The organism is Kosakonia sp. Marseille-Q7440 (assembly GCF_965119485.1).
Map to the genome: position 1 here is coordinate 2144935 of NZ_CBCPLT010000001.1, position 22757 is coordinate 2167691.

Below are 22757 nucleotides of genomic sequence, written 5' to 3' on the forward strand. Positions count from 1 at the left end.
ACTTTTGTGAGGGAACGCAAAAAAGCGGCGGGAAAAGCGAACAAAAAATTATGCGTTTAGAGGATGGCGCTGCCCGTTTGCGCCACAGCTGACGCAAACGGGCATTGGCCTTACAGCGCGCGCTGGGATAAGGCGTCGGTGAGTTGAGGATCCGCCTGCAGGGTTTGCCAGGCCTGCTCGATCTCCGGGGGAAATTCAACATGCGCCAGGTAATCGCGCCCGTTAGGGCCATAACCGTTCGCGTCATCCCGCAGGCGCGGCACTTCCCCCATCATCAGGGAAAGATAACGTTCAACGGGCCATAAGCCGCGAACGCGGGGCTGGAAAGCCAACCCATCCGGCGTGTTGATCAACCGTGGCGTAAAGCCGGGCCAGCTGAACCAGTGCGGTGCGTTAGCGCACTGCTGGCTGGCGCGGGCGAAGGTCGCCATCGTGCGCCGCTGCATGGTCGGGTCCTGAACAATCACCGCCGTTTTCGGCGCAATCTGTCGGCTCATCAGCAGTTCAAGGCTCAAGCGGGCATTTTCACCGCTGTTGGTTGAGCGGTCTTCAATCAGCAGCTGGCTCTCACCAATTTTCCAGAACTGACGGGCGATGTCGGCGAGGATCGCCGCTTCGCCGCGCCCGGTGGTACGAATCACGTTATAGCGTGGATGGCGGGCAATCGCTGAATAGAGGAAGGTGGTTGAATGACCAAGACCGCCGCTAATCAGCAGCGGTGTTTTTTGCGCTGCCGCCAGTCCGCAGGCAGCTTCAATGGTCGGAATGACGGCATTACCCGCCAGGATCACCACATCTGCCCGCACCGGCGACGGTTTGCCGGTGAAGTCATTTTGCGCCAGCCATTCACCGAGCCTGTTTACGGCGGCGAGCGTCGGCTCAGGCAGAGCGGGAAATGTTGTTTTAAGCATGGAAACCTCCTTCACATTGCTGTCTCCAGCCTAACCGCACGCCGAATAGTGAACAGAGGATCTCTCCTAATCCCGATTTTCACTACTCAGCACCGCACAAAAAGAAAACATTTCGTGACAACGTCACGCAACGAGCGACTATTTTTGTTAGCTTCCCCTGCCACGGTGTAGCGCGTAATCTATATTTTTCTTATGCACTTGCATTGCATTTATGGGCGCACGTAGAATCGTTAGCCCCCTAACTATTCAGCAAGATAATCTTTAGGTCTTCATGCATAACCACACTCGATGTTTTTCTCTGCCGTCTATCGTTACCCATGAGGTCAAAAAGTAATGTCTGAACCCAAACGCGACCCCTACGCGCCGCGTGAATGGGCCGCTCATGAAAAGCCGATGCTGCTCGGCTCCCCTTCAACGCCCTGGCACAGCACGCCGCGGCGCATCGCCTATGGCATTGTCGGTTTGCTGGTCTCCATGACCGGCGCACTGGGTAACGCAATGGTGACGGCGAACCTGCAAAATTTGCAGGGCACCTTTGCCGCCTGGTCAACGGAGATCGCCTGGCTACCGGCGGTATACGTGATGACCAACGTCTCCATCAACCTGCTGCTGGTAAAGTTTCGCCAGCAGTATGGCCTGCGGGCGTTTACCGAAGGGTTTCTGGTGCTCTATGTGCTGGTCACCTTTTTCCACCTCTTTATTAACGATCTCAGTTCCGCGCTACTGGTACGCGGTGCGCATGGCATGGTGGCCGCCGCGCTCAGCTCGCTGGGGATCTACTATCAGATCCAGGCCTGGCCGGCGAAACATCGGTTAAAAGCGTTGACCATCGGCATTACCGGTTCGACGCTGGCAATCCCGATTGCCCGCCTCTTCTCTACCGAACTGCTGCAACTCGACGAGTGGCGCGGGCTCTATCTCTTCGAGCTGGGGCTGGCACTTATTTCGCTCGGCTGCGTGATAGCACTGAAGCTGCCGCCGGGCGATCGTAAAAAGGTATTTGAGAAGAAGGATTTCATCACCTTCTTCCTGCTCGCACCAGGCATGGCGCTGCTCTGCGCGGTGCTGTCCCTCGGGCGTCTCGACTGGTGGTTTGAAACACCGTGGCTCGGCTGGGCGCTGGCCGGTGCGCTGGTGCTGATCGTCTCGGCGATTGTATTTGAGCACAACCGGAAAAACCCGCTGCTCAACACCCGCTGGCTATCCAGCGGCAGTATTGTGCGCCTCGGCCTGATTATGCTGCTGATCCGCATTGTGCTTGCCGAACAGAACACCGGGGTTTTTGGCTGGTTGCAGTATGTTGGCCTGCAAAACGAGCAGATGACCCGGCTGGCGTGGTCGATTCTGGCCGGGATTATTTGCGGGATTGTCGCCAGTTGCCTGACCATCAAGCCACAGCGGCTGGGGTGGCCGATCCTCACTGCGCTGGCGCTGATGATTATCGCCTCGCTAATGGATAGCCAGTCGACCAGCCTGACGCGCCCGGATCAGCTGATGATAAGCCAGTTCCTCTTCGGCTTTGCCAGCGCCTTTTTTATCGCCCCCGCGATGCTGGCCGGAATTGGCGGTGTCATCGCCGAACCGCGCAACCTGGTCAGCTTCTCGGTGCTGTTTGGCATGAGCCAGAATATCGGCGGGCTGATGGGCTCGGCGATCCTCGGCACCTTTCAGACGTGGCGCGAAAAGTATCACTCAAGCCTGCTGGCGGATCAGCTCACCACCCTTAACCCGCTGGTCAATGAGCGCCTGCAACTTTATAGCCAGATGTACCAGAGCATGATCGGCGACAGCAGCCTGCTCAGCGTGCAGGCGGTAACCCAGTTGCAGACCGCCTCGACGTTACAGGCGACGATACTGGCTTATAACGACACTTATATGCTGACGGCGAGCGTCGCCGCCGCCACGCTGTTATGGATTGTATGGCGCTTGCTGCGCCTGCGTATTACCGCTCGTCTGGCCCTGAAACGGGCAACGGGTAGCAAATAATAATGATGACATTACTGGAGTTCTTACTATGAGCCAGCAGGACGCCGCTAAAGAGCAGGCAAGTACCCGCAGCAATGTGCGCGTGGTGTCCCTTTTTACCGCCGCGGCGATCGTGATCGTCGGCGTGCTGGTGATCCTTTACGCCTGGCAGTTGCCGCCGTTTACGCGGCATACGCAGTCGACGGATAACGCCTATGTGCGTGGGCAGACGACCTTTATCAGCCCGCAGGTCAATGGCTATATCACCGAAGTGCCGGTGCAGGATTTCGTCAATGTGAAAAAAGGCGACCTGATTATGCAGATTGACGACCGCATCTATCGTCAGCGCGTCGATCAGGCGAAAGCGACGCTGGCGATGAAGCGCGCCGCGCTGGAAAACAACCTGCAACAGCGCAAAAGCGCGCAGGCGGTGATCGCGCGTAATGAAGCGGCGCTCGCCAGCGCCAAAGCGCAGAACTTGCAGGCGCAGGCGGATTTAAAACGCGTCAAAGCGCTGACGGCGGACGGTTCCCTCTCGGTTCGCGAGCGTGATGCCGCGCTGGCAACCGCCGCGCAGAACAGCGCCAATATCGCTCAGGCGCAGGCGACCCTTGAGATGTCGCGCCAGGATCTGCAAACCACCATCGTCAATCGCGCCTCGCTACAGGCGGATGTGGAAAACGCCCAGGCGGCGCTGGAACTGGCACAGATCGATCTGCAAAACACGCGCATCGTCGCCCCGCGCGACGGACAGCTTGGGCAGATCAGCGTGCGCCTCGGCGCGTATGTCACTGCCGGAACGCATCTCACCTCGCTGGTTCCTGCCCAGCGCTGGGTGATTGCCAATCTCAAAGAGACGCAGCTGGCCGATGTCGTTGTCGGCCAGCCGGTCACCTTCAGTGTTGATGCCCTTGATGGCCGCAGCTTTAACGGCCGTGTCGAGAGTATTTCGCCCGCCACCGGCGTGGAGTTCAGCGCCATCAGCCCGGACAACGCCACCGGCAACTTTGTCAAAATCGCCCAGCGTATTCCGGTGCGCATTCAGGTCGAGGGCAAAGCCGATGAGATCGCCCGTCTGCGTCCGGGGATGTCCGTGCAGGTGCATATTGATACGCGGGAGGCGCAGCAATGAGGCGCTATCCGACACTTATCGCGCTCAGCCTGCTGCTGGCGGGCTGCCAGTCGGTGGATGTGGAACGCGCACAGCCTTCGTTACAGATCCCGGCGGCGTGGCGCAGCGAAACCGGGCCGCTGGGCAAAGTCGACAGCGTCTGGTGGCGCAACTTTCACGACAGCCAGCTCAACCGCTATGTCGATCAGGCCCTGCGTTATAACAGCGACGTGCTGGTCGCCCGCGAGCGGGTCAATGAGTACCAGGCGCGGGTCTATGCCGCCAACGGCGCGCTGTTTCCAGAAGTGGATGTCGGTTTATCCGGCACCCGCGCCCGTTCGCAATCCGCCGCCACCGGTCAGCCGGTGCACAGCACGCTCTATAAGGGCAATTTAACCGCCAATTACGATGTCGATATCTGGGGAGCCAGCCGCAGCGCATCACGGGCGGCAGAAGCCTCGCTGGAGGCGCAAAAAGCGGCGGCTGCGGCGGCGGATTTAACCGTCGCCACCAATGTCGCCTCCGGTTATCTCACCCTGCTATCACTGGATGAGCAGCTGCGCGTCACTCGCTCGACGTTAAAAGCGCGGGAAGATGCCTGGCGGCTCGCCCGCCGTCAGTATGAAACCGGCTATACCTCGCGGCTGGAGCTGATGCAGTCGGATTCGGAACTACGCGCAACGCGGGCGCAGATCCCGCAACTGGAGCACCAGATTAGCCAGCAGGAGAATGCGCTCAGCGTGCTGCTCGGCAGCAACCCGGGCGCAATACAGCGCGGCGATTTTTCGGCGCTGACGCCGCTGTCGCTGCCTGCGCAGCTTCCGTCAACGCTGCTCAACCGGCGGCCTGATATCGTACAGGCCCAGCGCCAGCTGGTTGCCGCCGACGCGGGTCTTGCGGTATCGCAGGCGAAACTGCTGCCGGCGCTCAACCTGACCGCCAGCGGCAGTATGCAGGACGACACCCTGCCCGGCCTGCTCGATAACCCGCTGCGGCTGTGGAACATTGGCGGCAGCATTCTGGCGCCGCTGCTCAACCGCCAGGCGCTGAATGCGCAGGTGGATGTCTCCATGTCACAGCGCAATCAGGCGCTCTATGGCTATGAAAGTACCGTGCGCAATGCGTTCAGAGAGGTGAACGATAGCCTCGATGCCATCACCCGGCTTGGCGAGCAGTTGAGCGAGCTGGAAGGCCAGCAGCAGGTGGCGGAAGAAACGTTACGCATTGCACAAAATCGTTACCAGAACGGCTACTCCTCCTATCTGACGGTGCTTGATGCGCAGCGCACGCTCTTTAGCGCGCAGCTCAACGCCGTGCAGGTGAAAAATAATTTGTTACTGGCGCAGGTGGATCTCTATCGCGCGCTGGGTGGAGGCTGGTCCGGTATGCAGTAATTCTCAACGAAACCAGGAGTTATGCTATGCAGCAGAAATGGTCCGCGGTAGATGAGTACTTAGCACAACAGCTTCTCCCTGATGATGAGGTTCTGACGCAGATCCTCGCCAATAACCGGCGCGCCGGGTTACCTGAAATTGATGTTTCGCCAATGCAGGGCCAGCTGCTGGCGCTGCTGGTGCGCATGACGCACGCGAAACGTATTCTTGAGATCGGTACGCTGGGCGCTTACAGCACGGTGTGGATGGCGAGAGAGTTGCCCTCCGATGGCGAATTATTGACGCTGGAGTTCGATGCGTTACATGCCGCGATTGCCCGGGAGAACGTCGAATTTGCCGGTTTAACCCGCCAGGTGAAGGTCAAAGAGGGCCCGGCGCTGGAAACTCTGGAATCTCTCGGCGAGCGCCCGCCGTTCGATCTGATCTTTATTGATGCCGATAAACCCAATAACCCGAACTACCTGAAGTGGGCGCTGCACTATTCGCGTCCCGGCACGCTGATTATTGGCGATAACGTGGTGCGCGACGGCGAAGTCACCAACCCCTCCTCCACCGATGACCGGGTACAGGGGGTGCGTAAATTTATTGAGATGATTGGCGACAACCCGCGCCTGACGGCGACGGCAATGCAGACCGTCGGCACCAAAGGATGGGATGGCTTTACGCTGGCATGGGTGAATTCGTAAAAATCGTAGGCCGGATAAGCGTAGCGCCATCCGGCAATCCTGCGCGGATGTCGAACTGTTCCGTTTGGTAAGCCGTGGTTAACTGCCGGATGGCGGCTGGCGCCTTATCCGGCCTACAAAGGCATTACGCGCTAATCTGCTCCATTGCCTGCAAAATGCGTTTGTCGGAGATGGGGTAGGGCGTGCCGAGCTGTTGGGCGAAGAAGCTGACGCGCAGTTCCTCGATCATCCAGCGAACCGCCTTCACCTCTTCATCGTCACGACGCGCGGGCGGTAGCTTGTTGAGCCACTGCTGCCACGCCTGCTGCACCTGCTCCACTTTCAGCATTTGCGCCCGATCGCGGTGCGGATCGACCGCCAGCTTCTCCAGCCGCTTTTCAATCGCCTGAAGGTAACGCAGCGTATCGCCGAGGCGGCGGAAGCCGTTGCCGGTGACGAAACCGCGATACACCAGCCCGTTCATCTGCGCTTTGATATCCGATAACCCCAGCGCCATGGTCATATCAACCCGCCCTTTCAAACGCTTGTTGATATTGAACACCGCCGTCAGGATCTGCTCGACCTGTTTGGCGATCTCCACCACCGTGTCGTTCAGCTCGGCGCGCACTTTCTCATGCAGCGCGGCAAAGCCCTCCTCCGTCCACACCAGGCCGCCCGCTTCATCAATCAGTTTGTCGATACCGCAGGCGATGCAGTCATCAATCAGCTCCAGCACTTTGCCGTACGGGTTGAAGTAGAGCCCCAGCTTGGCTTTGTTCGGCAGCTTCTCGTGCAGATACTTAATCGGCGACGGAATATTCAGCAGCAGCAGGCGGCGAATACCGGCCCACATCGCATTCTGCTGCTCCTGCGGATTATCGAACAGCTTGATCGCCACGCTGTCGCGCTCATCAACCAGCGCTGGCCACGCCTTCACTTTGTAGCTGCCGCGCTTCTGCTCGTAGCTTTCCGGCAATTGACCAAAGCTCCAGATATGCAGCCCGCTCTGCTCAATGCCGTCGTCGGCCACCGCCGACAGCGTCTCCTGCACTTTGCCCTTCAGTTGCTCTTTCAATTCGCTCAGGGAGCGGCCTTCGAGCAGCTTCTTATTCTTGTCATCCACCACGCGGAAGGTGATTTTCAGGTGATCGGGCACCTGATCCCAGTGCCAGTCGTCGCGGTCGACGGTTACGCCGGTCATGCGGCGCAGCTCGCGCTCCAGCGCGTCGAGCAGCGGCATCTCCAGCGGCGTCACGCGGCCTAAAAACGCTTCGGCATAGTTCGGCGCGGGGACGAAGTTGCGGCGCGTCGGTTTCGGCAACGATTTGATCAGCGCAATCACCAGTTCGCGGCGCAGGCCGGGGATCTGCCATTCGAAACCGCTCTCCTCCACCTGGTTAAGCAGCGGCAGCGGAATGTGTACCGTCACGCCGTCGGCATCCGCGCCCGGTTCAAACTGATAGCTCAGACGCAGCTTGAGGTTGCCCTGATGCCAGAAGTTCGGGTAATCAAGCTTGCTGACATTGTCCGCGCCCTCTTTGATCAGCATGCTCTTTTCGAAGTTGAGCAGATCCGGCGTTTCACGGCTCGCCTTCTTCCACCAGCTGTCGAAGTGGCGGGCGGAGATCACCTCATGGCTGATGCGCTGATCGTAAAACTCAAACAGCGTCTCATCATCGACCAGAATGTCGCGGCGGCGGGATTTATGCTCAAGCTCTTCAACTTCGGCGCGCAGCTTAAGGTTGTCGCGGAAGAAGGCGTGGCGGGTTTGCCAGTCCCCTTCCACCAGCGCGTGGCGAATAAAGAGCTCGCGGCACAGCGCCGGATCGATCTGGCTGTAGTTGACCTTACGCGCGGCGACAATTGGCAGACCGTAAAGCGTCACTTTCTCCATCGCCATCACCGCGCCCTGCGAGCGCTCCCAGTGCGGTTCGCTCCAGGAGCGTTTAATCAGATGCTGCGCGACCGGCTCAACCCACTCGGGATCGATGCGCGCAGCAATGCGCCCCCACAGGCGGCTGGTTTCTACCAGTTCGGCCACCATCGTCCACTTCGGCGGCTTCTTGAACAGACCGGAGCCAGGGAAGATGGAGAAACGGGCGTTGCGCGCGCCGGTAAACTCCTGCTTATCGGCATCTTTCATGCCGATATGCGAAAGCAGCCCGGTAAGCAGCGCAATATGAATTTCGCGGTACTCTGCCGGTTCGCTGTTCACCGGGATCCCCAGTTCTTTCACCACCTGGCGCAGCTGGGTGTAGATATCCTGCCATTCGCGCACGCGCAGGTAGTTGAGGTAATCGACGCGGCACTGGCGGCGGAACTGGTTTGAGGAGAGCGCTTTCTGCTGCTCGCCAATGTAGTTCCACAGGTTCACAAAGGCGAGGAAATCGGACTCTTTGTCGTGGAAGCGCTGATGCTTTTCATCCGAGGCCTGTTTCTTATCCATTGGCCGCTCGCGCGGATCCTGAATCGACAGCGCCGAGGTGATGATCATCGCTTCGCGCACGCAGCCATGCTTCTGCGCTTCCAGCACCATGCGCGCCAGACGCGGGTCGACCGGCAGTTGCGAAAGCTGGCGACCAAGCGGCGTCAGTTTATAGGCGGTCTGCTGTTCGTCGGTGGCGATTGCGCCCAGCTCTTCCAGCAGGCGCACACCATCTTGAATATTGCGTTTATCCGGCGCTTCAACAAACGGGAAAGCGGCGATATCGCCCAGCCCCAGCGCGGTCATCTGCAAAATGACCGACGCCAGGTTGGTACGCAGGATCTCCGGGTCGGTAAACTCCGGGCGCGAGAGGAAATCATCCTCCGAATAGAGACGAATACAGATCCCTTCCGAGACTCGGCCGCAGCGCCCTTTACGCTGGTTGGCAGAGGCCTGCGACACCGGCTCAATCGGCAGACGCTGCACTTTGGTGCGGTAGCTGTAGCGGCTGATGCGCGCGGTGCCGGGATCGATCACATATTTAATGCCGGGCACGGTGAGCGAGGTTTCCGCTACGTTGGTTGCCAGTACAATGCGCCGCCCGCTGTGCGGCTGAAAGACGCGGTTCTGCTCGCTGTTGGAGAGGCGCGCATAGAGCGGCAAAATTTCCGTATGGCGCAGGTCGCGTTTATTTAACGCATCTGCCGTATCGCGAATTTCGCGCTCGCCGCTCATAAAGATCAGAATGTCGCCAGCGCTTTCACGTCCCAGCTCATCCACGGCGTCGAAAATCGCCTGGAGCTGGTCACGCTCGGTGTCATCCGCCTCTTCAACAATCGGGCGATAGCGCACTTCCACCGGATAGGTGCGCCCGGAGACTTCAATAATCGGCGCATTGTTAAAGTGGCGCGAGAAGCGCTCAGGATCGATGGTCGCCGACGTGATGATGATTTTCAGATCCGGGCGGCGCGGCAGCAGCTCGCGCAGATAGCCGAGCAGAAAATCGATATTGAGGCTGCGTTCGTGTGCCTCATCGATAATGATGGTGTCGTACTGCATCAGCAGCCGATCCTGCTGAATTTCTGCCAGCAGGATGCCGTCCGTCATCAGCTTAACGAGGGTGTTGTCGCTGACGTGATCGTTAAAGCGGACTTTATAACCAACGCAGCCGCCCGGCTCGGTCTTCAGTTCTTCGGCAATATGGTTCGCCACGGTACGCGCAGCAAGGCGACGCGGCTGGGTATGACCAATCAGCCCTTTGATTCCGCGCCCCAGCTCCATACAGATTTTCGGCAGCTGCGTGGTTTTACCGGAGCCGGTTTCACCGGCGACAATTACCACCTGGTTATCGCGTACCGCTTCGAGGATCGCCTGCTTCTTCTGGCTGACCGGCAGATTTTCCGGGTAGTCAATTACCGGACGAGACGCTTCGCGCTGCGCCACTTTCGCTGCCGCCTGGGCGGTCTCTGCGGCGATCTGTTGTAACAAGGCCTGGTGAGATTCAGGATTTTTAACTTTCTTGCTGCCCTGCAGACGGCGGGCGAAGCGCTGTTTATCGCGCAGCATCAGCGTGTCGAGCTGCGCGTAGAGATCGTTAATAGTCAATTTTTGTTGTTCAGTCATAGATTTATCGGGCAGAGCACTGCCGGGAAACTGGATCAGTTTGCAATGTGCGTAGAATAGCACATCGCAACATCCCTTTTCTTGTTCAAGAAATTCGAACATGGGCTTCGATATATTGCGCTATTCATGATTGCGGATTGTGAATAGAGTGTGACGAATTCACGGGGGCAACCCAGCGTAAATACAACAAAGGAAACAACCCAATGGGTAAAGTATTAGTTCTTAAATCCAGCATTCTGGCAGGGTATTCTCAATCTTCGCAGCTCTCTGACTACTTCGTTGAACAGTGGCGCGCAAAGCACGCTGATGATGAGATCACCGTGCGCGATCTGGCCGCAAACCCGATTCCGGTGCTGGACGGTGAGTTAGTTGGCGCGCTGCGCCCGAGCGATGCCCCGCTGACACCGCGTCAGCAGGAAGCGCTGTTGCTCTCTGACGAGCTGATTGCTGAACTGCAGGCGCATGATGTGATTGTTATCAACGCGCCGATGTACAACTTCAACATCCCGACGCAGCTGAAAAACTACTTTGACCTGGTGGCGCGTGCTGGCGTGACGTTCCGTTACACCGAAAACGGTCCGGAAGGTCTGGTTACTGGCAAACGTGCGGTAATCGTCTCCAGCCGTGGCGGTATTCATAAAGATACCCCGTCTGACCTGGTTGCTCCGTACCTGACGCTGTTCCTCGGCTTTATCGGCATCACCGACGTTAACTTTGTTTTCGCTGAAGGCATCGCCTACGGCCCGGAAGTGGCAGCAAAAGCGCAGGACGACGCGAAAGCGGCTATCGACAGCATCGTTGCTGCGTAAGTTTGTACCCTCTCACCTGCAGGTGAGAGGGTTAATTTTCCTTCCGTAGCCACTTACCGTTGATGCCGCGCACATACTCACCCGGCTTCGCCCGCGCAACCAGTTTCTGCCCCGCCATATTGGCGACATCATCCACCGGAATATTGTTGCGGTCTGCCAACTGCTGATAGCTCTCGGTACGCGCTTTATTGATGCGTTCAACCAGCGCCAGCGTCTCCTGATCCTGACGCAGCGGTGCGAGATAGCCGTTCAGCGTTTCGCCGACGCGGCCCTGGCTGCGGGCCTCATCCAGCGTGAGCGCCTGGGCGATGCCGCTTACCAGGCTTAGCGCGAGCAGCGCGCATATGACTCGTTTTTTCATCATCGCCTCAGAAGAGATCGCTTCGGGATTTCAGCAGGCTCTCCACATCTTTATCGACCTTGATATGGATCTCATGCTCAATTTTGACGTTCATGTTGATGGTGATCGGCTCTTTCGGCGCCGCCACTTCAATCCGTGGCGTACAGCCAGCCAGCAGCGTTACCGCCAGCAGGCCTGGCACGATTTTCAGGGTTCTCATCTCTTTTCCTCGCACGACGTGCCCTTTTTGCAGCGCGTATCGGGCAGCGCCGCATGTTGCTCCAGCCATGACTGTAAATTGTCAGCAAAACGCAGACTGCGCCATAGCGTGAACAGATTTTCCTGATGGGTGTAGTTGAGATTAACACGCCCGCTTTTGCCTTCGGCATAACTGGTGCCCGAGAGTTTCGCGCGCAGGGTTAATTGCCCCAGATTATCGACATCGATCTTCGTCCACGAGCGCGAAATTTCCATATAGCGCAGCCAGTTAATCGCCGCGCCCGCTGCCATATGGTCGTTGACGATGGCGTCTGCGGTGTTTTTATCGAGTCGCAGCGTCATCGGCCCTGGGTTATGCAGCCAGCCATCTTTAATAATCCAGCGTGGGTTATCGAGCCACAGCGGCAGCGCGCCGTCAACGGGGCCGGAGAGCGCAAACTGCTTCGGATTCACCGCGCTTATCACTTCACTCGCTTCAATATGCTTCAGGCGCAGCAGCGCCGCATCGTGCTGCGGCAGACGGAGCTGTTGCAGAGTCACTTTGCCGCCGAGCACATCGACGCTGACATCGCTGAGGGTTAGCGGGTTCTCCTCGCTGTAGGGCCACGCACCCTGTAAATCGGCGGTGATATTTTTCGCCGTCACCTGATTAACTACTTCACCGATGCGCAGCGACACCGGGTGGCGCGTGCCCAGTTGCCAGGTAGCATCGCGGTAGCGGAACGGCAGCACAAAGTCGACGCCGTGGATTTCGTTATCCGGCGTCCAGACGCTACCGTTCTTCAGCACGCCATGACCGCCCGCTTCAAAGCCCTGATCGGCTGCGGCGGAAAAGGCGACCTGCGCATAGAGCGAGCCGTCGAGCAGATTCATTTTCCACTCCGGCGGCACCAGCGGCTGGAACACCGTCAGGGATTGCTGTGGCCACCACGCCTGGCCGCGCAGGCGCTCGCCGTCCCAGCGCCCATTCACCTGCACTGGGCCAATCGCTTCGGCATTCAGCGCGCCTTTGAACTGGAAGCGCGTCGGCTCTGTGCCGTCGACGCTGAAATGCAGAGTTGAAGGCGGCAAAACGCTGCCGCTGCTAAAGGTCGTTTTGCCCGCATCCAGCGTCAGAGCGCCGGTAAAGCGCGGTTTTGCACTATCACGCAGCCAGCGGACCGGTTTATCCAGTACCAGCCTCGGCTTACTCATCTGCATGGCACCATATTGCAACTGATCGAAGCCGGTAGAGAGTTCCGTTAAAGTGATGGCTTCGCCCCGCCACTCCCCGCGTCCGGCAACATCCCAGCGGGCGTGCATCGGCGTGAAATGACCCTCGCCCCAGTAGCGCCAGCGCCACAGCCCATTATCCGGCAGGAAATCCTCGGCGCGGCCGTCAAGATGGAGGGTAAAGTCGCCGAGCGCATTCTCATGGGCGCGCAGAATGGCCTGCAAGCGCCCGTCGATGCCGCGCTGCGTCAGGCTGACACCCGCCAGCGGCCAGCGCACCTCATCAATATTGAGCGAATCAATAATGCGCCCTCGAGAGCGCAGCAGCGCGCCGGGGCTGAAAGCCAGGTGCGGATCCTCAACGCTACCGCTGAGACGGCCGGGTAGCACGGCGTAGAAGATCAAATCGCCCTGCTTCGCCTCACCGGTCAGCTGTAGCGGCATATCGCTGTTGCCAGGGCTGAGGCGTCCCGGGCCGAAGTTGAGCACAGCATTGCCTTTGCCGGCATCGCCCTGAGTTAAGACATTTAACCGACCGCTGATGCGCGCATTTTCAAGTCCGGCCTGCCAGTTGTCGATATTCACGCCGACGCGTCCGCTTAACGGAAAGCCCTGATAAGGCCAGTTCCAGCGCCCGTCGCTGATGGCGAAGCGCTGTTCGCTCATCTGCCAGGGAAGATCCAGCAGCGGCTCCCCTTCGCCGCGCGCCATCACAATCAGTTGCCCCTGGTTATCGCGCCAGTCGAGATCGACATCGAGAATGTGCGGCTGCTGCGGCATCGTCAGGGTACTCTCCATATGCCCGTTCACCGGGATGCCCGCCGGATCGTTGGGCAGCGTAAATTCACCGCCAAGATTAAACGGCGGCTGATCGTTAAACAGCTTTAGCGCCATACGATTGACGTTCAGCTTCTGGCCTTGCAGGCGGGCGCTGAGTTCAACGCGATCGCCCTGATAAGTGAGCGCCTGAACCTGCGGCGTCAGCGCCAGCGAAAGTTTGCCCTGCCACGTTTTCCACGGTGATACCGTCAGGCGATCGACGGTCACCCAGCTGTAAGGCAGCAGCGATTGCCACTGCGCCAGCGAGCGCGGCGCGCTGTTATCTTCGTCATTTTTGGCGAGTTTATTCAGGCAGGCGGTGTTAATCTCCAGCGCATCAATATGCAGCTGCCAGCGGCTAGGATGGGTCAGCCGGGCATTGCTGAGCTCAGCGAGGGTACAGTCATCGGTGATGTAGCGTAAATCGGGTATATAGAGGGAGCGGAGCGTGAGGCGCGGGCTGTCGCTCATGGCGATGCGCGTGCCGGCGGGCAACCAGATGCCGACCAGCGTCGGCACCCATTGCGCCAGCGTCAGTAGCAGCGTGAGCGGCAGCAGTATAAACAGTAGTACCAGTGCGATGGCGGCCTTGTATTTACCCTTCATGGGCGGCTAATATCCTGATTTTGCATCTAATTGAGGCGAAACTGGCGTCTATTGTGCCACGTCGCGGCGCGATATTGAACGCACACGCCTCGTTAATCATAGACTGGCCGCTGCGTTTACCCCTAATGGGCGCTCAGACGATGAGCCGTTGATCTCTCTTCGCGGGATGGACATATACTCAATCTGGAAGCATTCACCTCGCCTCTGTCTCTAAACAATAGTTGAGCATTTACTTAATAATTTTAAAACGTGATAATAGAGGCAGAAAATCATTGGAGAAAAGTCTTATGAAACTCGCGATATACAGCACAAAGCAATACGATAAAAAGTATTTGCAGCAGGTAAACGAGCGTTATGGCTACGATCTTGAATTTTTCGACTTTTTGTTAACGGAAAAGACCGCCAAAACCGCTAATGGCTGCGAAGGTGTCTGTATTTTCGTCAATGATGACGGCAGCCGCCCGGTGCTGGAAGAGCTAAAAAAGCTCGGCGTGAAGTTTATCGCCCTGCGCTGCGCCGGCTTTAACAACGTCGATCTGGATGCGGCAAAAGAGTTAGGGTTGAGCGTGGTGCGCGTACCGGCCTATTCTCCGGAAGCAGTGGCTGAGCATGCTATCGGTATGATGATGACGCTGAACCGCCGCATTCACCGCGCTTATCAGCGTACCCGCGATGCCAACTTCTCCCTTGAAGGCCTCACCGGTTTCACCATGTACGGTAAAACGGCGGGTGTCATTGGCACCGGGAAAATCGGCGTTGCCGCGCTGCGTATTCTGAAAGGTTTCGGTATGCGCCTGCTGGCGTTTGATCCCTACCCGAGCGCAGCGGCGCTGGATATGGGCGTCGAGTATGTCGATCTGCAAACGCTCTTTTCGCAGTCGGACGTCATCTCACTGCACTGCCCGCTGACGCCGGAGAACTTCCATCTGCTCAACCAGACCGCGTTTGAGCAGATGAAAAACGGCGTGATGATCATTAACACCAGCCGCGGCGGGCTGGTGGATTCCCAGGCCGCGATCGAAGCATTAAAAACGCAGAAGATTGGCGCGCTGGGGATGGACGTGTATGAGAACGAGCGCGATCTCTTCTTTGAAGATAAATCCAATGATGTGATTCAGGATGATGTCTTCCGCCGCTTGTCCGCCTGCCACAACGTGCTGTTTACCGGCCATCAGGCCTTCCTGACCGCCGAAGCATTGACCAGTATTTCGGAAACGACGCTGGAAAACTTGCGTCAGCTGCATGAGGGCGAAAGCTGCCCGAACGCGCTGACCTGAGACGCGCTCCCCATCGCCGGGGAGCGTTTTAAGAGTAACCCCGGTGACACGGCTGTTCGACCGGGTACAATTCCCACCGTTTTGATGGAACGAACCCAGAGGAAAAGATGAAAAAATTGATCGCTTTGGTCGCGTTGAGCGCAGTGCTTGCTGGCTGCGTCAGTTCCCGCGCCGTACAGCTGAAACCAGAACAACTGGAAAATCAGCGCTTTGTATTGACTACATTTAATGGCAAAAGCGTTGCGCCAGACGAGCCGAAACCCGAGATCCGTTTTGATAAAGATCTGCGCGTATCCGGCAAAATGTGTAACGGTTTCACCGGCCAGGGCAAGCTCTCTGAAGGTGCCTTAACCGTGAAACATCTGGCGATGACGATGATGATGTGTCCGGACGCGCAGCGTAACGAACTGGATCACACCATTAATGCAATGCTCGCCGAGGGCGCGCAGGTCGATCTGACCGGGAATCAGCTGACGCTGACCACCGCGACGCAGACCCTGATTTACACCCGCGCCGCGAACGCTCAGTAACTTCCGCAACTGCCGGTGGCAAGCGACTGCTCGCTGCAGCGTTTGCCATTTGGCAGTGCACACATCCCTGTCATTGACCCATCAAGCTGGCGTGCGACGGACATTGAACCGCCGATCATCGCGCAGTTGGCCTGCCCACTGTTGGACATCGCCGCTTTTAACCCTGGCACAACGTGCGCGGCGGTTGCCTGCTGAACAGGTTCACTGCTGCAGGCTGACAATAACAGTGCGGCACACCCGATCCATAATGCTGAACGCATCTCTTCCTCTCCCCCATCAAAAAAGCGAAACCCAAGCATCATAGGCAGCCCGGCGCAATACGTCGAGAGCTGAAACTCATCTTTGTGGCGTGGTGAAACACTTTTTTGCGATTTTTCTAATAATGCCCCGGGATCGCCCCTCGCACGTGGTTGTTCGCTGCGGCGGATGGGAGAAGCGGTTGCATCCTCGATCACGCGAGACTGTTTAACGTTTTTTTTAATAACGGCGGTCACTTTTATTTCTTTTTTATATGTTTTCCTTATAATAAATATACACGAATTATATTTACACCATTTTTTATTCAAACAGATCTCAATATTTCCGAAAGTAATTGAAAAATAATTACACGCTCCCTTAATATCGCGCACAGATTTTTCCCTTAATTAAAAAAATGGTTACCGTTATGTTATTTAAAAAAACGTTTTGTGCAGCAACGCTTCTTTCCTGCTTTTCGTTAATGGGTTGTCAATCAAATGCTGATTATTTGGCGGCAGATGTTTACAGCGCCGGTCAGGTTAATGCCAAACAAAAAACGAAAACCGTCACAATTTTATCGGTCCTGCCAGCTAAAGTTGCGGTGGATAATAGTGAGAATAAAAAAGCCGCGCAGACATTTGGTGCCGTACTGGGCGCGGTTGCCGGTGGCGTTGCCGGGCACAATATCGAGAGTGGCTCTACGCTGAACACCGTAGCTGGCGGCGTGGGCGGCGGCGCGATCGGTGCGGCGGCGGGCTCTCTCGTCAAAGATAAGGTTCTGGTTGAAGCCGTTACCTTAAGCTACAAAGAGGGTAAACATGTATTCTCCTCCACCCAGGTGGGAAAAAGCTGCATGTTTACACCGGGCCTTGCGGTAATTATCTCCATGGGCAAAGACGAGACGCGTATTCAACCCAACGCCACCTGCCCTGAGAAAAAATAAAAGGTCAAAAATGAAACGCGCAGCTTTATTTGTTTTTTTGGCGGCCGTAACTTTTACCCCTGATTATCTTTGTGCCGCAACGCTTCAGGAGCAATTAAAAGCAGTCGCTACTGCTGAAAGTGAAGGCGAAATGCAGGCACAGCAGGAAAAAGAGTACTGGCGAGAAAAAAGACGCCAGCACCTGGAGAAAAAAAGAGCAGCGGCCGCGGCTCAGCGTGCGGCTATAAATGCCAGGCAGGCGAAGCGTGAAGCTGAAATAGCCGCAGATAAAAAACGCGATCGGCAATTTGAGGATCAACTTCGCGATCTTGAGATTGAAAACCGGCGCCTGGAGCTGCAGGCAAAATCAGCTCGCGTGCAGCGAGAGAAGGATTTCGTTGAGCAAGAGCTTAAACAGCGAGCGGCACAAACGGATGTCATTCAGTCTGAAGCTGACGCCCGGCGTAACCTCTCATCAGGGGGGAAAGCGTTAATGCAAAGCGAAGGTAAAGCCAGAGAAAAAGAAGCCAGCAGTTGGTGGTAACAGCGTAAGGCGGAACATTATGTTCCGCTTTTTTATTGCACCGCCTGGATCAATTTGTGCACTCGAAGACCACGTAAGTTCAGGGGATTAGAGAAAAGTCTTATACTTGCTTAACAATTACAGGACTCGTCGCCGTAAAACGCGTCCCTTCTTTTGAGCAATGTAAGGGTGCTTTATGATCACAATTGACGGTAATGGCGCAGTCGCATCCGTTGCGTACCGCACCAGTGAAGTTATCGCCATCTACCCGATTACCCCCAGTTCAACGATGGCTGAACAGGCAGATGCCTGGGCAGGAAACGGCCTGAAGAATATCTGGGGCGACACGCCGCGCGTGGTAGAGATGCAGTCAGAAGCGGCTGCGATTGCCGCCGTTCACGGGGCATTGCAGACCGGCGCACTCTCAACGTCGTTCACCTCATCGCAGGGTTTGCTGCTGATGATCCCGACCCTCTATAAGCTGGCCGGGCAGTTAACCCCCTTCGTGCTGCATGTTGCCGCGCGAACCGTCGCGACTCATGCGCTGTCGATTTTTGGCGACCACTCCGATGTGATGGCGGTGCGCCAGACCGGCTGCGCCCTGCTCTGCGCCAGCAGCGTGCAGGAAGCCCAGGATTTTGCCCTTATCTCCCATATCGCCACGCTAAAGAGCCGCGTGCCATTTATTCACTTCTTTGATGGTTTTCGCACCTCGCACGAGATTAATAAGATCGTGCCGCTCTCAGACGACACCCTGCGCACGCTGATGCCTGAACATGAGATTGACCAACATCGCGCGCGGGCTCTCAACCCGGAACACCCGGTGATCCGCGGTACTTCTGCTAACCCGGACACCTATTTCCAGTCCCGCGAAGCGACAAACCCGTGGTACAACGCCGTTTACGACCATGTTGAGCAGGCGATGGATGATTTTGCCGCCGCCACGGGTCGCCACTACAAACCGTTTGAGTATTATGGCCACCCGCAGGCGGAGCGCGTGATCGTGCTGATGGGCTCGGCGATTGGCACCTGCGAAGAGGTGATTGATGAGTTGCTGACGCGCGGTGAAAGAGTCGGCGTGCTGAAAGTGCGGCTCTATCGCCCCTTCAGCGCCGCGCATCTGCTGGCGGTGCTGCCGCAAAGCGTGCGCAGCGTGGCGGTGCTGGATCGCACTAAAGAGCCAGGCGCGCAGGCGGAGCCGCTCTATCTCGATGTGATGACCGCGCTGGCGGAAGCCTTTAATCGCGGTGAGCGCGAAACCTTGCCGCGCGTGATTGGCGGCCGCTACGGGTTGTCGTCGAAAGAGTTCGGTCCGGAGTGTGTCCTGGCCGTCTTTAATGAGCTGCGCGCCGATAAACCGAAGCCGCGCTTCACCGTCGGCATTTATGATGATGTGACTCACCTCTCCCTGCCGCTGCCGGAAAACACCCTGCCGTCGCACGCCAAACTGGAAGCGCTCTTTTATGGGCTCGGCAGCGATGGCAGCGTCTCGGCGACCAAGAACAATATCAAGATCATTGGCAATGCGACGCCGTGGTACGCCCAGGGTTACTTTGTCTATGACTCCAAAAAAGCGGGCGGGCTGACGGTGTCCCACCTGCGCGTCAGCGAAAGGCCGATCAACTCGGCCTATCTGGTATCGCAGGCCGATTTTGTCGGCTGTCACCAGTTGCAGTTTATCGACAAATATCAGATGGCAGAGCGCCTGAAACCGGGCGGTATTTTCCTGCTCAACACGCCTTACAGCGCGGATGAAGTGTGGTCGCGTCTGCCGCAGGAAGTGCAGGCGGTGCTCAGGCAGAAAAACGCCCGTTTTTATGTGGTTAACGCGGCAAAAATTGCCCGCGAATGCGGGCTGGGTGCGCGCATTAACACCGTGATGCAGATGGCCTTTTTCCACCTCACCGCCATCCTGCCGGGCGATAGCGCGTTAACGGCGTTGCAGGGCGCGATTGCGAAAAGCTACAGCAGCAAAGGCCAGGAGTTAGTTGAGCGCAACTGGCAGGCACTGGCGCTGGCGCGCGAATCGCTGGCCGAAGTGCCGCTGCAAGAGGTTGATAGCCAAAGCGCCCATCGCCCGCCGGTGGTCTCAGACAGCGCTCCGGACTTTGTTAAAACCGTGACGGCAGCGATGCTGGCCGGGCTTGGCGACGCCCTGCCCGTCTCTGCGCTGCCGCCGGATGGCACCTGGCCGGTGGGCACCACGCGCTGGGAGAAGCGCAATATTGCCGAGGCGATCCCGATCTGGAAAGAGGAACTTTGCACCCAGTGTAACCACTGCGTAGCCGCCTGCCCGCATTCGGCGATCCGCGCCAAAGTGGTGCCGCCGCATGCGATGGAGGATGCGCCGGCAAGCCTGCATTCGCTGGATGTGAAAGCGCGCGATATGCGCGGCCAGAAATATGTTCTGCAGGTGGCGCCGGAAGATTGCACCGGCTGTAACCTCTGCGTTGAGGTCTGCCCGGCGAAAGATCGCCAGAACCCGGAGATCAAGGCGATCAATATGATGTCGCGCCTTGAGCATGTTGAAGAGGAGAAAGCCAATTATGACTTCTTCCTCGACCTGCCGGAGATTGACCGCAGCCAGCTGGAGCGCATTGATATTCGTACCTCGCAGCTTATTTCGCCGCTGTTTGAGTACTCGGGTGCCTGCTCCGGCTGCGGCGAAACGCCCTATATTAAGTTGCTGACCCAGCTTTATGGCGACCGCATGATGATCGCTAACGCCACCGGCTGCTCCTCGATTTATGGCGGCAATCTACCCTCAACCCCCTACACCACCGATGCGAACGGGCGCGGGCCGGCGTGGGCCAACTCGCTGTTTGAAGATAACGCCGAATTCGGGCTTGGCTTCCGCCTGAGTGTCGACCAGCATCGCCAGCGCGTTATGCGCCTGGTAGAGCAGTTTGCTGACGCGCTGCCCGCCGACCTGCTTGCGGCTCTGCGTGCCGATGCCACGCCAGAGGTGCGCCGCGATCAGGTGGCGGCCCTGCGCAGTGTGCTGGCCGATGTGGAAGGCGCGCAGCAGCTGCTGACCGATGCCGATGCGCTGGTCGAGAAATCGATCTGGCTGATTGGCGGCGATGGCTGGGCCTACGATATCGGTTTTGGCGGCCTGGATCATGTGATGAGCCTGACCGAGAACGTCAATATCCTGGTGCTTGATACCCAGTGTTACTCCAACACCGGCGGACAGGCTTCGAAGGCGACGCCGCTCGGTGCGGTCACCAAGTTTGGCGAGCACGGTAAGCGCAAAGCGCGCAAAGATCTCGGCGTCAGCATGATGATGTATGGTCATGTCTACGTTGCGCAGATCTCTCTCGGCGCGCAGCTTAACCAGACGGTGAAAGCGATTCAGGAAGCGGAGGCTTACCCCGGCCCGTCGCTGATTATCGCCTACAGCCCGTGCGAGGAGCATGGCTACGATCTGGCGCTGAGCCACGATCAGATGCGCCAGCTGACCGCCACCGGCTTCTGGCCGCTCTATCGCTACGATCCACGTCGTGAAGCCGAGGGCAAAATCCCGCTGGCGCTCGACTCCCGGCCGCCTTCGGATGCGCTGGCAGAAACGTTGCTTAATGAGCAGCGCTTTAAACGCCTGAATGCGCAGCAGCCGGAAGTGGCTGAGCAGTTGTGGAAAGATGCAGCGGCAGATCTGCAAAAACGCTACGACTTCCTCGCGCAACTGGCCGGTAAAGCGGAAAAAAGCGCGGCTGAATAACGCTCAAAGCAAATAAAAGCCGCCGGTTGACGCCCGGCGGCTTTTTTATGTCACTGTTTTGCATGACAACGGGCGGCAAGCTGGCTAATAATCACCACTCAACCCGGCGGCCAGGACATCTTCATGCGTCATCACCCTGTTACATCATCACGAATTGTCTCTGTCGGGTATGACCCGCAAAGCCGCACGCTGGAGATCCGCTTTCACGACAAGCGCACCTTTCAATATCACGAGGTGCCTGAGCGCATTTTTACCCTTTTTCTTACCGTCGTTTCGAAAGGCCGTTTTTATGATGGCGTGGTGAAAGGCAAATATAAGGAAAAGCGCATCGCCTGAGCTGCCATTACCAGGTGATAAATACCTGCCACAGGCGTAAATCATTGGTACAATCCCGCCCTAATCGCGTATCTCTGCCTGTGGTTTATGGACCGCTGGCGCAAAAAAACCGAATTGAGCCTTTTTCATGTCGCAAAATCAAGAAATTAGCAAAAAAGAACAGTACAACCTCAACAAGTTGCAGAAGCGTCTGCGCCGCAACGTCGGCGAGGCGATTGCCGACTTCAATATGATTGAAGAAGGCGACCGGATTATGGTTTGCCTCTCCGGCGGCAAAGATAGCTACACCATGCTGGAGATCTTGCGCAACCTGCAGCAGAGTGCGCCGGTCAACTTCTCGCTGATTGCGGTCAACCTCGATCAGAAACAGCCTGGTTTCCCGGAGCATATTCTGCCTGAGTACCTTGAAGCGCAGGGCGTCGAGTACAAAATCGTCGAAGAGAACACCTACGGCATCGTGAAAGAGAAGATCCCGGAAGGCAAAACCACCTGCTCGCTCTGTTCACGCCTGCGCCGCGGCATTCTCTACCGCACCGCCACCGAACTGGGCGCGACGAAAATCGCTCTCGGCCACCACCGCGACGATATTCTGCAAACCCTGTTCCTCAATATGTTCTACGGCGGCAAGATGAAAGGCATGCCGCCGAAGCTGATGAGCGATGATGGCAAGCACATTGTTATCCGCCCGCTGGCCTACTGCCGCGAGAAAGATATTGAGCGCTTCTCCGAAGCCAAAGGCTTCCCGATTATTCCGTGCAACCTCTGCGGTTCACAGCCGAACCTGCAGCGCCAGGTGATTGCCGATATGCTGCGCGACTGGGATAAACGCTACCCGGGCCGTATCGAAACCATGTTCAGCGCGATGCAGAATGTTGTGCCGTCGCACCTGAGTGATATCAACCTGTTTGATTTCAAAGGGATCAAACATGGTTCGGAAGTGGTCAACGGCGGCGATCTGGCATTCGATCGCGAAGAGATCCCGACGCAGCCGGTTGGCTGGCAGCCGGAAGAGGATGATGCCCAGCTCGATGAGCTACGGCTGAATGTGATTGAAGTGAAGTAAAAAAAAGCCTCTCAGGTCACTCACTGAGAGGCTTTTTTAATGATGCTGG

At 57.4% G+C, this 22757-nt stretch carries 18 protein-coding genes; 12 read left to right on the plus strand and 6 right to left on the minus strand.

The features are described from left to right. Positions 1-110 precede the first annotated feature (110 nt). Positions 111-911, minus strand: a complete 801-nt coding sequence (locus tag ACWPW2_RS09925) for a YdcF family protein (RefSeq protein ID WP_454122766.1) — start codon at positions 909-911, stop codon at positions 111-113. Between the two features lie 333 nt (positions 912-1244). Between ACWPW2_RS09925 and ACWPW2_RS09930 the strand changes: the two genes are divergently transcribed. The 4 genes from ACWPW2_RS09930 to ACWPW2_RS09945 are packed head-to-tail and all read left to right on the plus strand — an operon-like array spanning position 1245 to position 6067. Then, complete coding sequence (locus tag ACWPW2_RS09930) at positions 1245-2897, plus strand: MFS transporter (protein WP_023478693.1); 1653 nt, start codon at positions 1245-1247, stop codon at positions 2895-2897. A 28-nt stretch (positions 2898-2925) separates the two neighbouring features. Continuing rightward, positions 2926-4008 carry an HlyD family secretion protein gene (locus tag ACWPW2_RS09935; protein ID WP_054803629.1) on the plus strand — a complete coding sequence of 361 codons (1083 nt, stop codon included), beginning with the start codon at positions 2926-2928 and terminating at the stop codon, positions 4006-4008. Beyond that, on the plus strand, positions 4005-5381 hold the full coding sequence (locus tag ACWPW2_RS09940; RefSeq protein ID WP_454122768.1) for an efflux transporter outer membrane subunit: 1377 nt from the start codon (positions 4005-4007) through the stop codon (positions 5379-5381). The genes ACWPW2_RS09935 and ACWPW2_RS09940 overlap by 4 nt, the downstream gene beginning before the upstream one ends. A 26-nt stretch (positions 5382-5407) precedes the next feature. After that, positions 5408-6067 (plus strand): O-methyltransferase, encoded by a 660-nt coding sequence (locus tag ACWPW2_RS09945; RefSeq protein WP_312198867.1) that lies wholly within the window; start codon positions 5408-5410, stop codon positions 6065-6067. A gap of 124 nt (positions 6068-6191) precedes the next feature. On the opposite strand, the gene hrpA is transcribed toward ACWPW2_RS09945, so the two are convergent. Further along, entirely contained in the window at positions 6192-10094 is a 3903-nt protein-coding gene (gene hrpA / locus ACWPW2_RS09950; protein WP_454122770.1) for an ATP-dependent RNA helicase HrpA, read from the minus strand. A 203-nt stretch (positions 10095-10297) separates the two neighbouring features. On the opposite strand from hrpA, the gene azoR reads away from it, so the two are divergent. Next, complete coding sequence (azoR, locus tag ACWPW2_RS09955) at positions 10298-10903, plus strand: FMN-dependent NADH-azoreductase (protein WP_312117687.1); 606 nt, start codon at positions 10298-10300, stop codon at positions 10901-10903. A 31-nt stretch (positions 10904-10934) separates the two neighbouring features. On the opposite strand, the gene ACWPW2_RS09960 is transcribed toward azoR, so the two are convergent. Genes ACWPW2_RS09960 through ACWPW2_RS09970 form a run of 3 tightly spaced genes read right to left on the minus strand, consistent with a single transcriptional unit; the run spans position 10935 to position 14099 of the window. Then, positions 10935-11264, minus strand: a complete 330-nt coding sequence (locus ACWPW2_RS09960) for a YdbL family protein (RefSeq protein ID WP_023478679.1) — start codon at positions 11262-11264, stop codon at positions 10935-10937. 7 nt (positions 11265-11271) lie between these two features. Next, a complete protein-coding gene (locus ACWPW2_RS09965) occupies positions 11272-11463 on the minus strand; it encodes a YnbE family lipoprotein (RefSeq protein WP_054803764.1) in 192 nt (63 codons plus the stop codon). Then, positions 11460-14099, minus strand: coding sequence for a YdbH family protein (locus ACWPW2_RS09970; protein WP_454122773.1), 2640 nt, complete (start codon positions 14097-14099; stop codon positions 11460-11462). Before ACWPW2_RS09970 ends, ACWPW2_RS09965 begins: the two co-directional genes overlap by 4 nt. 287 nt (positions 14100-14386) lie before the next feature. Between ACWPW2_RS09970 and ACWPW2_RS09975 the strand changes: the two genes are divergently transcribed. Both ACWPW2_RS09975 and hslJ read left to right on the plus strand, forming a co-directional pair. After that, positions 14387-15376: a 2-hydroxyacid dehydrogenase gene (locus tag ACWPW2_RS09975; RefSeq protein ID WP_023478880.1), complete on the plus strand. Its 990-nt coding sequence runs from the start codon at positions 14387-14389 to the stop codon at positions 15374-15376. A gap of 107 nt (positions 15377-15483) precedes the next feature. Then, positions 15484-15906, plus strand: coding sequence for a heat shock protein HslJ (hslJ, locus tag ACWPW2_RS09980; protein ID WP_124968264.1), 423 nt, complete (start codon positions 15484-15486; stop codon positions 15904-15906). Here hslJ and ACWPW2_RS09985 read toward each other — a convergent pair. Beyond that, the gene (locus ACWPW2_RS09985; protein ID WP_312117868.1) at positions 15900-16166 is read right to left on the minus strand and encodes a putative hemolysin; all 267 of its coding nucleotides are present in this window, start codon (positions 16164-16166) and stop codon (positions 15900-15902) included. The two genes, hslJ and ACWPW2_RS09985, sit on opposite strands and share 7 nt — an antisense overlap. 404 nt (positions 16167-16570) lie before the next feature. On the opposite strand from ACWPW2_RS09985, the gene ACWPW2_RS09990 reads away from it, so the two are divergent. The 5 genes from ACWPW2_RS09990 (at position 16571) to ttcA (ending at position 22708) form a co-directional block, all read left to right on the plus strand. Beyond that, on the plus strand, positions 16571-17086 hold the full coding sequence (locus ACWPW2_RS09990; protein WP_034812163.1) for a glycine zipper 2TM domain-containing protein: 516 nt from the start codon (positions 16571-16573) through the stop codon (positions 17084-17086). Between the two features lie 10 nt (positions 17087-17096). Continuing rightward, entirely contained in the window at positions 17097-17609 is a 513-nt protein-coding gene (locus tag ACWPW2_RS09995; RefSeq protein ID WP_454122776.1) for a DUF5384 family protein, read from the plus strand. Between the two features lie 175 nt (positions 17610-17784). Continuing rightward, on the plus strand, positions 17785-21309 hold the full coding sequence (gene nifJ, locus ACWPW2_RS10000) for a pyruvate:ferredoxin (flavodoxin) oxidoreductase (RefSeq protein WP_454122778.1): 3525 nt from the start codon (positions 17785-17787) through the stop codon (positions 21307-21309). Between the two features lie 123 nt (positions 21310-21432). Next, a complete protein-coding gene (locus ACWPW2_RS10005) occupies positions 21433-21645 on the plus strand; it encodes a KTSC domain-containing protein (RefSeq protein WP_023478624.1) in 213 nt (70 codons plus the stop codon). Positions 21646-21772: 127 nt separating this feature from the next. Further along, positions 21773-22708 carry a tRNA 2-thiocytidine(32) synthetase TtcA gene (gene ttcA / locus ACWPW2_RS10010; protein WP_023478810.1) on the plus strand — a complete coding sequence of 312 codons (936 nt, stop codon included), beginning with the start codon at positions 21773-21775 and terminating at the stop codon, positions 22706-22708. Positions 22709-22757: the final 49 nt, after the last annotated feature.